This window comes from Roseobacter sp. MH60115, assembly GCF_015644665.1.
Lineage (GTDB): Bacteria > Pseudomonadota > Alphaproteobacteria > Rhodobacterales > Rhodobacteraceae > Roseobacter.
The window spans coordinates 67033-79624 of record NZ_JADOBQ010000010.1; the positions used below are offsets into that span (position 1 = coordinate 67033).

Below are 12592 nucleotides of genomic sequence, written 5' to 3' on the forward strand. Positions count from 1 at the left end.
GATGTATTTCCTAAAAACTTGTACTCAAATACTTTAAGATTCTGACGTCAGCCGGTGCTGACAAAGGACGTATTATCATCCAGACAGACCGCTGTCAGCCTGCCGGAGTAATAGGCTCCTGTATCCACGCAGATCCGCTGCGGTGTCACCACGGGCTCAAAGGCGTTGTAATGCCCGTGCACCACGCGCATCCCGGGAAAGGCGCGACCCCTAAGAAAGGCGCGGTTGCCCCAGAACAGATCCTGATCCTCCTGATCGGCAATGGCGCGGCGCGGGTTGACGGCGGCATGCACAAAAAGAACCTCTCCTGACATCCAGAACCGCTCTGTCTGCTGCAAGAAATCCAGATGTGGACCAAGGGCCGCATGGAACCTTTCCCGCAGCGCCTCAGGCTCACCGGTGGGATCCAGCCCATAGCTTTTCAGGGTCCGGTCGCCGCCGAACTGCAACCACCGGCGCCCTGTCTCGGGGTCTGCCAGAAAATCCAGCAGGGCGGCTTCGTGATTGCCCCTGAGGAACACCACCTCCTGCCCCCTCTGCCCGCGCAGGGCAGAAAGCTGATCCAGCACCTCTCTGGAACGCTCCCCCCGGTCCACGTAATCCCCAAGAAAGACGTATTTGACCTCACGCGCATCGGCCTGTGCCGCGCGATCCCGGGCGATTTTTTCCAACAGATCGGCCAGCAGGTCGGCCCGGCCATGGATATCCCCGATGGCATAGACCCGGTGCTCTGGTAGCACATGACAGGCCGGCGCCTCAGGTGGGGGGGCTCTGAACAGCCGTGCAAGAAAACGAGGCGCCATCACACTCCGAACCGCGCGTGGTGCCCCGGCCTTCTCATATCAGCGATCCATACTGTCATATGTTGGATATATGGCCGATGGCCCTGCACAAAGATACCATATAAACAACCCGATACCTGATCATCCGGCAGCCCGGTTTTGCGCAGAGAGCCACCCCAGAACCCCGGCACCGCGCCGCCCGGGACACTGATTTTCGCCGCCCGGACCAAAAATCCTTCCTTCTTTTGTCAAACTGTTAACATAAAGTTAACAGATGACGGCAGGTGCCGAAGAAGGATTCCGATGTGACGCTCAAGACCTGTACCCCCAGCCGCCTCAAACAGATCACGGTACCTCAAAGCCTGAAAGGGACGCGCGCGGCCCTTTTCTACCTGCTGCGTGAACTCGAGAAACCGATACGGGATACCAGAATCAGCCTCAAGACGACCTTCTCCCCCCCGGCAGCGCGACAGCCTGAACCGAAAAATACCGTGGCCCCCGTGGCCGTGGGGTCGGTGATGGTTGTCGGCGACGAGTTTGTTTTCGGCTAACCGGCCGTGGCCCATTGCGTCGCAGCAGGGGCGTCCAGAATATCACGTCCCAAAACAGGCTCAGTCGCTTCACCCATCCGGTCCAGCACCGCGTAGTCGCGGGCATAGAACTGCGCGATCTTCCGGCGGGTCTGTGCGGAGACATCCGGCTTGGGCCATGTCGCTTTCTTGAGCCGTTCAGAGGGCACGGCGGCGGTCTGTGTCACCGCATCGATCCAGCGCAGCACCGGATCGATGCCGTTCTCGAAGCGGAAACACAGGTGATCGGGATGTATGAAATCGACCTGCGGTCGGATGTGATTGCCGGAGACGTAAGGGTTGTCGCGGTAGATATCGAAAACGGCATCGACCCATTGATCAAAGGTCACATTGCGGCCCTTGCCTCTGAGGGGCAGCCGGGCCAGCCCCTCGGTCGACCGCAACCAGACCCGTGACGGCGGGCGGGCCCGATAGCAGAATTCGCTGACCAGCCGCGCCACCGGATCCCGCAGGACGGCAAAGCCGTGATCATAGAACGCACGCGGCACCAGAGTGTCGAAAAGCGCGACCTGCAGATGCTGTGGCGATGTGCGCAGCCCGCCCACGGCCTGTTTGTAGAGCAGCGACAGGCTGCCCTTGTGCCTGATATAGGCTTCGATGCTGCTGCCACCGGTTTTGGGGATATGGGCAAATACAGGATATTCTGACCAATACGGGCAAGGGGCATGCGTCGGGCTCCTGATCCATTTTAACGTAAAACCTAGGCGATAAGGTCTGCAAAAATACCCGTAATAAGGGAACAGGAAAACAGCACCCATGTGCGGCTTGTGTGGAGATCCGCTCACGTCCGGTCAAATACCGCCTAACAGCTCGGAACCACCTCGGAGGGCGACATCACCCCCGTTTCGGGCGGACCACCCGGCGCATTGTCCCCAGCATGTTGCGCAGCAAAACCTTGGGGCTGTTGCGCCGGGCCGCCGCGCGCAGATGCAACCCTTTGTACTGCGGGATCGGCTGGCCCATCAGGCGCAGGCCGATCAGCCGGGCCAGCAGGGCCTTGCGCCGCCCCGATTGTCCCGGCTGCATGGCCTCCAGGCGGCTGCGGTCGAAAGGACGCGTCTCCAGCAGCCCTGCGGTCTCTGCCTGCGCGATCTGTGCCGCCCCCAGCGCGGTGCGCGCGACAATGAGGCTGATGCCTTCGTCTTCGGTGAAGAGCGGATAGCCCTTTTCATCCGCATGCCAGGCATCGGCACAGACGATATCGGCGTCCTTGCCGGTCCCATCGGCACAGATCTTGCACCGGTGCTGCACATGTTTGGACAGGATCCCGCCCCAGCTGTCGTGATAGCTCATGCTGCGGGTCTGACCATCCTGCAGGGTGGCGGTCGCCTGCCCCGGCCAGCCATTGCCGCGGTAGCGGAAGGCCTGCACCTCTTCCGGGGCCGCCCCCAGCGCCTTCAGCACCGCATCGGCACCCGCCAGCGAGGGCACGCCGGCGCAAAAGAACGACACCATCAGCACGAATGTGGCCTCGATCCGCGCATCCTGCCGGGCCAACGCCCGCAGGGCCGCCACATCGCAGGGCTTGCCGACAAAGGCATAGCGCTTTCCGCTCTCAAGGCAGGGACCAAGATCGGCCAGCGGTGCCGAGGGCGCATAACGCGATCCGGCTGCGGCCAGAACTTCCGCGCGCGTGGTGGAAATCACCGCGCGATTGGCGGTGGGCCGGTCCGGGTCGGCGGCGGTCTGCACGACACCGTCCACCAGGCCGCTGTCCAGCACCGAGACAAGGATGGCCGAAAGCGCTGCCCCGGAAGAGCCGGTATGGCGCAATGCCGGATCGGTGGCCCAGCCTTCGCACATCTCTTCGTAAGGGCCCCAGAGGACATCATCGGTGCGGCCCTGTGCGGCAACGCTTTGGCCCAGACCGGGACAGAAGCGCGCGATGCGGGCATCCTCTTTCGCGCTCAGCGGGGCTTTGACGCGCGGTCTCAGATAGCCGGGGGCTACCGTTTCCATGGTGATTTTCTGATCCGACACCAGCGCACAGCCACCACAGCCCGCACAGAGATCACCCCGCTCGACCTTTCGAAGGAAATTGGGTTTCTGGCTCACGGGGTCTGCACTTGCTCGCGGAGGTCCATTCGGGGATCGTCCGCCTTGTTGAAACCAAATCCGCCCGCAAGGCAACCCTTGTGCAGCCGCCTTGGGCAAAGAACCCCAAGTCTGCCGCAATGCAGTCTGTCCTTGCCTCTGATTTTCTCATAGAGAGCGTATCAAACGGCAAAACAGGCGAGAATGATCGTGACCGAACCCACGCAAGGCAGACCCCTCACCATCGGCCTGTTCTGGCATTCGATGAATTCCGACAACCTTGGCGTGGGCGCCCTGACCCTCGCCAATATCGAGATCCTGCGCGCTGCCGCCGCCCGCGAAGGCTTCACCGCGCATTTCATCGTCCTGGGCTGGCGCGACAGCCGGGACTATTATCTGAGCGCACCGGATATCGAGAACGAGCCCTTGCGCCTGCGCCATCTGGTGCGGCCCGGCGACAAGCTGGCCGCCGCGATCCGGCGCTGCGATCTGGTCTTTGACATTGGCGGTGGCGACAGTTTCACCGATATCTATGGCTTCAAACGCTTCTTCACCATCTGGGTCACCAAGGCGCGCACCCTCTGGGCGGGCAAACCGCTGGTGCTGAGCCCGCAGACCGTGGGGCCCTTCGATAAATGGTGGTCGAAACCGCTGGCGCGCATGGTGATGAACCGTGCGCGGTTCGTGGTCAGCCGCGATGCGCCCTCCACCAGGTTCCTGCAGGATCTGGGCGTGCGGTCGCATATTCTGGAGGCCACAGATGTGGCCATGGGCATGTCCTACACCAAGCCCGAGGCGCGTGCCGAAGATGCCCCCGTCAAGGTCGGGCTGAATGTCTCGGGGCTCTTGTTCAACGGCGGCTATACAAAGTCCAACCAGTTCGGCCTGAAAGGCGACTACCCCACCCTGATCCGCGAGATCGTCGGCTGGTTTGCCGCGCGCGAGGAGGTGGAGCTGCATCTGGTGGGCCATGTGCAGTCCGAGTTCATCGGCGTCGAGGACGACCAGCGGGTCAGCGCGCAGCTGGCTGAGGAATTCCCCGGCACCGTGCTGGCCCCGGTCTTCACCTCCCCCATCGAGGCCAAGAGCTATATCGCGGGCATGGATTTCTTCATGGGCGCGCGCATGCACGCCACCATCGCCGCCTTCTCCACCGGCGTGCCGGTGGTGCCCATGGCCTACAGCCGCAAGTTCATCGGCGTCTTCGGCACATTGGGCTATACCCATGTGGCCGACTGCAAGGCGGATGACCCGGCCGATATTCTGGAGCGTATCCAGCAAGGCTATCTCAACCGCGCCGCGCTGAAGGCCGAAGTGGCGGAAGCGATGAAGAAGGTGGACGCCCGGCTGGCGGCCTATACCGATCTCGCGGCCCAGGAGATCGCCAAACAGGCCTAGGCCCCGGATGCGCATCTGGCGCGTGCTGTCAGTCTTGCCGGGAACGCGGCGGATCAAAAAGCTGCAGCTGTTGCACCAGGTCTTGTTTCTGTAACAGCGCCAGTTGCCGCGCGGTCAGGCAATAAAACCTGCGAAACACGATACGGCCTGCATTGGGTCCCAGCAAATTGGCGAAATTCACGACACGCCGTTGCCTGACACGGCGTTTGGACCCACGCCCGCCATTGATCCCGCGCCATCCGCCGCGACGGCGGAACTTCCTGCGCCACCGGCTGAAGTTTATGGCATCGAAATGCACAAGACATACTGAGGTGAGCGGAGCGCCGACTTGCCAGCTGGGCACCGAAACGATCTTCTTTCCGACAGTTGCCCAATGCAGGTTGAGGCGACTGGCATCCCCATTTGTACGGGTCATGCTCTTGCCGTCGTCATGCCCCACAGCGCCGCGCCCACTCATCAGAAAGCGTTCACATCCGTAGATACCCGGACTTTCCCGCCGCCAGGCCGCAGTGTCGGAAAAGGGTGCGCGAAACCAGGAATTGCCATAGGCCGTGTCGATATCGTCACCCGGCCCCCAGACCGCCTCGACCGGGGGGAACGTCACGGAGGAGACCTCCTCCGGCACATGCTCAAGCACCTCTGCAAGCGGTGCGGGACTGACGAGGAACTCATCGGCGTCACAGACCAGCAGCCAATCCTGTTTGCACTGTCTGAAATAGGCGTTGAACACGGCACGCTGGCGATCTTCCAGCATTGCGGGCCGCGGCGTGCCCACAGCTCCCCAATAGCCATCATCGCAGTAGGTCAGGAGGATACGGTCCCGTTGCTGGGCGCTGAAATGCTCCAGCGAAACCGGCATGCCGTCCTCTGCGCGATCCACAAAAAGCGCGATCTCGGTTGCGCCCATCCCGAGATAATGCGCCAAGAAGGTCTGCAGAATCGTGTCGTCTTCATTGGCCAGACAGATGATCGCAAAGGTAACCATTTCAAAATTCAAACCTGAAAAATATTCCGGGCGGCGCGCAGGCACGCCCTAAAAGTGATTTTCAAAGACCCCTCTGTCACCTTAACAATTCTTCTGATCTTCAAGATATATTCAAATATTTGAAACCAGATTACCGGCGCTTGCCATGCACCAGAGCCGCGGCGCGCTCAGCCGACCACATCTTGATCTGGCTGTGCCACCGAAGGGGCCGCAACCGACCGATAGAGCGACACCAGATGCTGCGCCTTGGTGGGCCAGCGCCCTTCGCGTTCCAGCTTGTCGCGCGCGCCCTGCCCCAGCCGCGCCCGTTCAGCGGGGTTGTGATAGAGACGGCGCACGGCATCCGCAACCCCTGCGGCCAGTGCCTCTGGCGTGCTCACGGGCAGCTTGATCCCGACGGTGTCATCGACGATGAAGGCGGGCCCCCCCCGGTCGGCGGCAATCACCGGCAGGCTGTTGCGCATCGCCTCGTACAGCACATTGCCCGCCGGTTCACGAAAACTGGGGAAGGCAAAGATATCATGGGTCTGGTACAATTCCTCGACCCGCGCACGCGGCACCTGCCCTTCAAAGGTGATGCGATCCGCCACGCCCAGCTTTTCCGCCTCCGCCTTGCAAAAGGCCAGCTCCGGCCCCTCGCCCGCACTGGTCAGCGTCACGTCGGGCAGGTCTTTCAGCGCGGCCATGGCACGCACCACGTCACGCAACCCCTTGGTGCGCACGCCGCGGCCCACATGCAGCAGGCGCAGCCCCTCCCCCTGCCGGGGCGGACGCGCGGGCGGGACGGCATCAACCCCCAGCTCCAGCACCACCTCAAAGCGTTTAAGCTCAATCGCCCCGAGCACGTCTTCGACATAAGGCGCCACCCCGAGGATCATATCGGCCTGCGCATAACTGCGGCGCAGCCAGGGGTCATATTGAAAGCGCAGGGGATCAAGCTTGCGCAGGGCGGTGAACCATTGCGCGCTGCCCGCATCCTCATGCTGAAAGGCCGCCGGTGTGCTCAGCGATCCGCCAAGCGGGCCGATGATATAAGGAAACCCCGCCCCCTGCAGGGGCGAGGCATAGCGCGCGGCCTGCGGCATGATCTGGTGGCCGAGATCGAAGTGCCGACCCTCGGCGCGGGCCTCGGCCAGCCAGCGGCGCACATGGCGGGCATAGATCGGATAGTTCGGCTTCAGCATCGCCACCAGGCGGTTCAGCCGCTTGGGGAACTTCGGCATCGGCCAGGTCACGACCTCCGCCCGGGGCAATTGTTCCGCCAGCTGCCCGTGGGCCGGGTTGGAGGGATGAAAGGTCAGCACCGTCAGATCGACGATCTCCGACAGCGCCTCCGCCCATTTGAAGGCAACATAGGCTTCGCCCACCGACATCTTGTTCATGGTCGGCGTCAGATAGAGCACCCGCATTATGATTGCCTGCGCAGGGTGTCTGCATCCGGCTCTTCAGGCGCGGGGGGCGTGGTATTGGCACCGCCCGAAAACAGCCAGACCCCCGAGCCGATGAAAAACAGCATGAAGGCCAGCATGCCTTTCCAGTAATCCACCGTCCCCCCGGAGATGATCAACCCGCCCATGGCCGTCAGAAAGCCCGCCCGGCACGCACGATCCAGCGGATCCGTCAGGGGCACACGCGCCCCGCGCCGCATGATCAGGAAAATGGCGATGGCGAAAAAGGCAAAGCCCGGAATGCCGTAGCGCATGGCGATCAGCAGCCAGAAGTTATCGGTGCTGGAACTCATGAAGCTGGGACGCACCCAGTCGTTCATGCCCAGGCCCGTCCAGGGGTTGGCCATGACGTTCTTCATCCCGTGATCAAAAATCAGGATGCGGTTGTAGGCGCTGGTCTGGGAGAAAGCGAGTTTTGCGACAAGCGTATGGAAGGGAGATTTCGTCGCCATGATGTCGACGAAGATATAGCCCGCAACGCTCAGCCAGCCGAAAATCACCCAGCGTTGGCGAATGGGCTTCATGATGACTTCCCACAGGATGAGCAGGAACTGAACGTTGAAGGCAATAAGCGCCCCGGTGGCCAGCGACAGAAAGGTCGAAAAGGCCACAACCGGAAAGGTCAGGATGAACCGCAGAAGGGGTTTGCCCGGGCTGAACGCATACCAGGTCAGACCCAGAAGCAAGGACGCGAAAACCCCGTAGTGGATCGAGTGGGCAAAGATCGTCTGGGCACGGTGAAACCCCATACGCACCCCTTGATCGGTGTCCCGAATGGAGCTTGGCAGCAGATCCAGCAGGATATTCTTGTTGGTCACCGCCTCGATAAAGGCAAACGGCAAAAGCAAAGCGATGCACAGAAACGCAAGCTTCACCATGTAAATGAAATCCTTTGCCGATCTGATGCCGATGCGGCCGACCAGATAGGCGCCGAAAAATTCCAGCGTATAGACCCCGAAAGGCTCGATAATGCGCCCGAAAGGATGATTGGCCGCCAGCGCCACACCCGCCCAGAAGGTCGCCAGCATCATGAACCAATCCACGGTCAGTATCCCGCCGGCCTTTCCGCTCACAAGCCGGATAAAAAGCGGGATGAACATGACAAGCAGGAAGATCCGGTAGGGGAATAAGACGATCGGACCCAGTTTGATGACAATCGGGAACAGCAGCGAAAAAATGAACAGGATGAAAAGCCTGTTCCCCTTCGCGGCCGGGGCCGCCTGTGCCACGGCGTCAGCAGGCAGCGCCTGTACCGCCTCTGTCTTAACCGGCTCGGCCACCTGCTTTGGGCGCTCTGCCTGACGATGAGACCTCTTCACCGGGGGCAGTTTCGGGCGCGCGCCCGTGCGGAAGATCGGCGCATCCTGCCGGGTGTAGACAGTCATGACAGCGTCTCATGCACACCCATGGCGGGCGCGGAGGGTGCACCGCCGAAAAACTCACGCTTGAGATCATCCGACAGCTTGCGCAGCCCTTTGATATTCCGCCACAGACGCCCGGGGCGCACCAGGTATTTGGGGTTCAGGAAGAAATACTGCCAGAGCGACCCGGAATTGCTGTGCGAATTGCGGTGCCCGACGCGGTAGACCCCGCCGTCAAACGGCAGCGGCACCAGCGGATGCCCGGCGGCGCGCAGGATATGCTTGATCCGCACGTGGCTGCCCAGCCATTCCTTGATGTACTCTTCCGAGGCATCCTCGAACCGGGCAGGCAGATCGTAAAGATCGCCCCGGATGATCAGGCTGCTGCCGCAGACCCCGGAATAGCCCTGCATGCGCACGCAATAATCGGTGTCTTCTGTCCAGCCATAGCCGGTGTCGATGAACCAGCCCGGCGCGTCGGCATTGGCCTTCACAAAGCCCGACAGGGTGTTGGAGACAAAATCATCGTCATCAACAATCATGAAATGGCCACTGTCACGCGCCGCCAGCATGCCCGCCAGCACCCGGCGGCCCTTGTCGAGCCGGAAGGCGTCGCGCGCGACCTCCTTGCCATGGGCCGCGATGCTATAGGCGGGGTTCGGCTTGAACGTGACCCATTCCACCGAAAATCCCTCCGGCAGCTCCGGCAGATCTGAGCCTTCATTGGCCACGACGATCCCGCGCCAGCCCGGGTCGGCCTGCGCCGCGATAGAGCGCGCCGTCGCCTGCAGAAACTGACATTGCAAGGACCAGTCCGGAGAATTGTCCGGGTGCCGCACCGGCACGATGAAAGTCAGATGGGACATTTTTGAACTCAACTTAACAAAACCTAAAACGCGTGCACCCTATAGCCCGTTATATATGGCAATTCAAAGGTTCAGACGATACGAAGGCGTGAACTGCGCCACGGGCCGTCAACTTTGCCGGTTCAGAGCATAAAATCCCGTTTACAGGGCACATCTTATAAATGAGTAACGGCAGGCGATATATGCTGATCTGTGATTTTTCCGAGGCCCGAAAGCAGACATGAGACCTTTTTATTACGGCGCCACGACAAACTTTGGCGACCACATGAACAGCTGGCTCTGGCCGGAGCTGATCCCGGATCTGCTGGCGCGCGAGGATGATATCCGGCTCATCGGCGTGGGCTCGCTTTTGTCGCGCAACCTCGATCTCGTGGCCGGGCCCAAAGTGGTGTTCGGCACCGGCTCGGGCTACAGCAGCCTGCCGACAAAGGATCAGGCCGCCGCCTGGGACGTGCGCTGCGTGCGTGGGCCTCTGACCGCGAAACACCTTGGGCTCGCGCCGGAAAAGGCGATCACCGATGGCGCCTGGCTGATCAATCAGATCCCGCGTTATGCAGATGTTCCGACAACCCGCAAAGGCACCGTTTTCGTGCCGCATTGGAGCACCGCGAGCTATGGCAATTGGGGGCAAATCTGCGCCCAGAGTGACCTGACCTATGTGGACCCCTTTGCCGATTGCGACACGGTCTTTGGCGCGTTGGCCCATGCGGAACTGGCCATCGTGGAATCCCTGCACGGCGCGATCATCGCCGATTTCTACCGCACGCCGTGGATCCCAGTGGCCTCGCCCAAGCGTATCCTGAAATACAAATGGCTCGACTGGTGCCAGTCGCTGGGACTGGAATATCACCCCTATCTGCTGCCGCCCTCGGACTATGTGGATCACCTATTGCAGGGGGAAAAACGCCAGCCCATCTCGCCCACGCCAGAGCCGATCCCGGTGCCGCTCGATACTTTCGACGTGTTGCAGACCGCGCCTGCGCCGCGCAAGCCGGGGCTGACCTACAAGGCACGCATGCAGGCCAAGACGGTGCTGCGCAAGGGGCGCACCGTGGCGCTTGAGGCTCTGGCGCGGGGCCGCAACACCGCGCCGTTCCGCAGCTGGAACGCCCGGCACACCGACCGAATGCAGGCCTATTTCGAAACGCTGAAAGGCTATAAGCCACATCTCAGCGGGGACGCCATCCGCACAACCCGGATTGATCAGCTGAACGCAGCACTTGATCTGATGAAACAAGACTACAGCTGAACGGCCGCGCCCCATGATCCTCTCCCATCAGCACCGTTTCGTGTTTTTCCACAACCCCAAGGTTGGCGGCACCTCGGTGCGCGCCACCATCGAACATCTGCATGATGACCCGGAAGTGTTCTGGGGCACGGACAAGGCCACCCCCGAGGTGCAGCTGGACCGGGCGCATCTGGGCATCGACGAATTTGCACAGCATTACCCGGAACTCTGGGACCGGGTGCAGGGCTATGCGATGTTTTGCCTCTACCGCGATCCGCTGGGGCGGTTTTTCTCGTCGCTCGCCGAATACTCCAAGCTGCATGGGGAAACGGACACGCGTTTTGCCGGGGCGGCGGCACGCAAGGCCACGCTGATGGCGATGATCGAAGAGTTGCGCGGGCACGGCCAGGCCGAGGCGGTGATGGATCACTATGATCTGCGCCATTTCCGGCCGCAGTGGGTTTACTGGAGCAGCGAAGGCTCGGAGGCGCTGGAGATGACCGCCCTGCCCGTGACACGGATCGACGCGCTTTTCGAGGCAATCGCCGCGCGCAGCGGGCAGCCCCTGACGCCCGCCACCCGCAACCGCGGCGATCAGCTGGAACTGCCGGGCGCTCTGGCCCCCTTGGCCGCCAGCCGCTCCGTCAAGGCGCTGGCCAACCGCCTGCCGGGGATCGGGGCAGTGAAATCAGCGCTGCGCGGGCGGTTCACCAGCAAGGCCAAACCCAGCGACCGCTTTGATCTGAGCCCGGAAGAGACCCGCGAGGTGCAAGCCTTTGTCGACCGCTTCTATGCGCGCGATCTGGCGCTCTGGCCCGCAGTCTCCGGGGCCTGATCTTCAAAAAGATGCATCTGAAAGGCCATGTCGCGCTGCATCAAGAGCCGCGTCTGGCGCGGTGTCAGCGTATAGAGACGGCGATAAAACCAGCGCGGACCGGCCTTGCCGAACCGGCGCAGCAGATCGAAGATCCGCAATTGCAGCCGCCTGCGACCTGAACGGCGCATCATCGCGGTGCGCGTGTCATGCAGCACCCGGCGCAGGGATTTCGCATGCCAGCGCTCAAAGCTGATGGCGTCGAAATGCGCCAGCTCCACCTGCGCCAGCGCCGGGTCGATATCCACCGCGCGGCGGGTCAGCCGTTTGCCGTCAACGGTGGAAAAATGCAGGTCGATCACATCGAAATGCGCCCTGGTCCGAATGAACTGCTTGCCCACCGCATGGCTGAGAATGCCGCTGCGGAACAGGATACCCAAGGGACCGTAGAGCCACAGGCTGCGCAGCTGCAGGCGTTTTTCAAGCCGTGACGACGCGATATCGGGCCGCCGGAACCACGTAGAGCCAAAAGCGGCGTTGATATCCTCGCCCGGGCCCCAGACCGCCTCGACCGGGGCGATGGCCACCGAGGACACGTCATCCGGCATCGCGCCCAGAAACTCAGGAACAGGCATCCGGTCGATCACAAATTCATCGGCATCGCAGATCAGCGCCCAGTCGGAGGTGCAGCGCGCTTGGCCCATCAGGTAGATCGCGCGCTGGCGGTCCTGAATGTCCTGGGGCCGGTCGCCGGGGGCCGTGGCCCAGAAGGTCTCGTCACAGGGGACCAGTTCTGCGCGCTGCGCAGCCAGCAGGTCCCGGTCCAGCCCCGCCTCCAGATCGGACCCGATGGGCCCGTCGATGAAAATGACGGTCTGGGCCGCCCCGATCCTGCTGTAATAAGCGGCGAAACGATGGATGACCGCTGCACTTTCCTTCATCAGGACAAGAACGGAAAAACTGGTCATCACATTCCCTTTTCAACCGAAAGCCCCTGTGAGACCATCCGCTGTGGCGCGCATAACAACCCACCAGCGCCTTTGCAATATATGCACCTTTTTGGAGGATAGACACAGAGTGTATCCG

Annotated in this window: 12 protein-coding genes; 4 read left to right on the forward strand and 8 right to left on the reverse strand. The window is 61.9% G+C overall.

What is annotated here, in order from left to right; genetic code table 11:
• Nucleotides 1-47 precede the first annotated feature (47 nt).
• Entirely contained in the window at nt 48-803 is a 756-nt protein-coding gene (locus tag ISX84_RS21450) for a metallophosphoesterase family protein (protein WP_195822468.1), read from the reverse strand.
• Nucleotides 804-1087: 284 nt separating this feature from the next.
• Here ISX84_RS21450 and ISX84_RS21455 point away from each other — a divergent pair, with 284 nt between their 5' ends.
• The gene (locus tag ISX84_RS21455) at nt 1088-1333 is read left to right on the forward strand and encodes a hypothetical protein (protein WP_195822469.1); all 246 of its coding nucleotides are present in this window, start codon (nt 1088-1090) and stop codon (nt 1331-1333) included.
• Here the strand turns inward: ISX84_RS21455 and ISX84_RS21460 are convergent.
• On the reverse strand, nt 1330-2130 hold the full coding sequence (locus ISX84_RS21460) for a sulfotransferase family 2 domain-containing protein (protein ID WP_195822470.1): 801 nt from the start codon (nt 2128-2130) through the stop codon (nt 1330-1332). The two genes, ISX84_RS21455 and ISX84_RS21460, sit on opposite strands and share 4 nt — an antisense overlap.
• Nucleotides 2131-2206: 76 nt before the next feature.
• The gene (locus ISX84_RS21465) at nt 2207-3427 is read right to left on the reverse strand and encodes a Coenzyme F420 hydrogenase/dehydrogenase, beta subunit C-terminal domain (protein WP_326838779.1); all 1221 of its coding nucleotides are present in this window, start codon (nt 3425-3427) and stop codon (nt 2207-2209) included.
• Nucleotides 3428-3610: 183 nt separating this feature from the next.
• Between ISX84_RS21465 and ISX84_RS21470 the strand changes: the two genes are divergently transcribed.
• Nucleotides 3611-4804, forward strand: a complete 1194-nt coding sequence (locus ISX84_RS21470) for a polysaccharide pyruvyl transferase family protein (RefSeq protein WP_195822471.1) — start codon at nt 3611-3613, stop codon at nt 4802-4804.
• 28 nt (nt 4805-4832) lie between these two features.
• Here ISX84_RS21470 and ISX84_RS21475 read toward each other — a convergent pair whose 3' ends face one another.
• The 4 genes from ISX84_RS21475 to ISX84_RS21490 all read right to left on the reverse strand — a co-directional run bounded on the left by ISX84_RS21475 (nt 4833) and on the right by ISX84_RS21490 (nt 9464).
• Nucleotides 4833-5789 (reverse strand): glycosyltransferase family 2 protein, encoded by a 957-nt coding sequence (locus tag ISX84_RS21475; RefSeq protein ID WP_195822472.1) that lies wholly within the window; start codon nt 5787-5789, stop codon nt 4833-4835.
• A 167-nt stretch (nt 5790-5956) separates the two neighbouring features.
• A complete protein-coding gene (locus ISX84_RS21480) occupies nt 5957-7198 on the reverse strand; it encodes a glycosyltransferase family 4 protein (RefSeq protein WP_195822473.1) in 1242 nt (413 codons plus the stop codon).
• The gene (locus ISX84_RS21485) at nt 7198-8622 is read right to left on the reverse strand and encodes an O-antigen ligase family protein (RefSeq protein ID WP_195822474.1); all 1425 of its coding nucleotides are present in this window, start codon (nt 8620-8622) and stop codon (nt 7198-7200) included. Before ISX84_RS21485 ends, ISX84_RS21480 begins: the two co-directional genes overlap by 1 nt.
• On the reverse strand, nt 8619-9464 hold the full coding sequence (locus ISX84_RS21490; RefSeq protein WP_195822475.1) for a glycosyltransferase family 2 protein: 846 nt from the start codon (nt 9462-9464) through the stop codon (nt 8619-8621). Before ISX84_RS21490 ends, ISX84_RS21485 begins: the two co-directional genes overlap by 4 nt.
• A 220-nt stretch (nt 9465-9684) precedes the next feature.
• Here ISX84_RS21490 and ISX84_RS21495 point away from each other — a divergent pair, with 220 nt between their 5' ends.
• Nucleotides 9685-10713, forward strand: coding sequence for a polysaccharide pyruvyl transferase family protein (locus tag ISX84_RS21495; RefSeq protein ID WP_229884483.1), 1029 nt, complete (start codon nt 9685-9687; stop codon nt 10711-10713).
• 13 nt (nt 10714-10726) lie between these two features.
• Nucleotides 10727-11527, forward strand: a complete 801-nt coding sequence (locus tag ISX84_RS21500) for a hypothetical protein (protein ID WP_195822476.1) — start codon at nt 10727-10729, stop codon at nt 11525-11527.
• Here ISX84_RS21500 and ISX84_RS21505 read toward each other — a convergent pair.
• Complete coding sequence (locus ISX84_RS21505; protein WP_195822477.1) at nt 11482-12474, reverse strand: glycosyltransferase family 2 protein; 993 nt, start codon at nt 12472-12474, stop codon at nt 11482-11484. The two genes, ISX84_RS21500 and ISX84_RS21505, sit on opposite strands and share 46 nt — an antisense overlap.
• Nucleotides 12475-12592 lie beyond the last annotated feature (118 nt).

Bases quoted from the DNA above. Each gene is read 5' to 3' on its own strand.
- ISX84_RS21450 (WP_195822468.1), bottom strand. From the start codon at position 803: ATGGCGCCTCGTTTTCTTGCACGGCTGTTCAGAGCCCCCCCACCTGAG.
- ISX84_RS21460 (WP_195822470.1), bottom strand. From the start codon at position 2,130: ATGGGTGCTGTTTTCCTGTTCCCTTATTACGGGTATTTTTGCAGACCT.
- ISX84_RS21470 (WP_195822471.1), top strand. From the start codon at position 3,611: ATGATCGTGACCGAACCCACGCAAGGCAGACCCCTCACCATCGGCCTG.
- ISX84_RS21475 (WP_195822472.1), bottom strand. From the start codon at position 5,789: ATGGTTACCTTTGCGATCATCTGTCTGGCCAATGAAGACGACACGATT.
- ISX84_RS21480 (WP_195822473.1), bottom strand. From the start codon at position 7,198: ATGCGGGTGCTCTATCTGACGCCGACCATGAACAAGATGTCGGTGGGC.
- ISX84_RS21485 (WP_195822474.1), bottom strand. From the start codon at position 8,622: ATGACTGTCTACACCCGGCAGGATGCGCCGATCTTCCGCACGGGCGCG.
- ISX84_RS21490 (WP_195822475.1), bottom strand. From the start codon at position 9,464: ATGTCCCATCTGACTTTCATCGTGCCGGTGCGGCACCCGGACAATTCT.
- ISX84_RS21495 (WP_229884483.1), top strand. From the start codon at position 9,685: ATGAGACCTTTTTATTACGGCGCCACGACAAACTTTGGCGACCACATG.
- ISX84_RS21500 (WP_195822476.1), top strand. From the start codon at position 10,727: ATGATCCTCTCCCATCAGCACCGTTTCGTGTTTTTCCACAACCCCAAG.
- ISX84_RS21505 (WP_195822477.1), bottom strand. From the start codon at position 12,474: ATGACCAGTTTTTCCGTTCTTGTCCTGATGAAGGAAAGTGCAGCGGTC.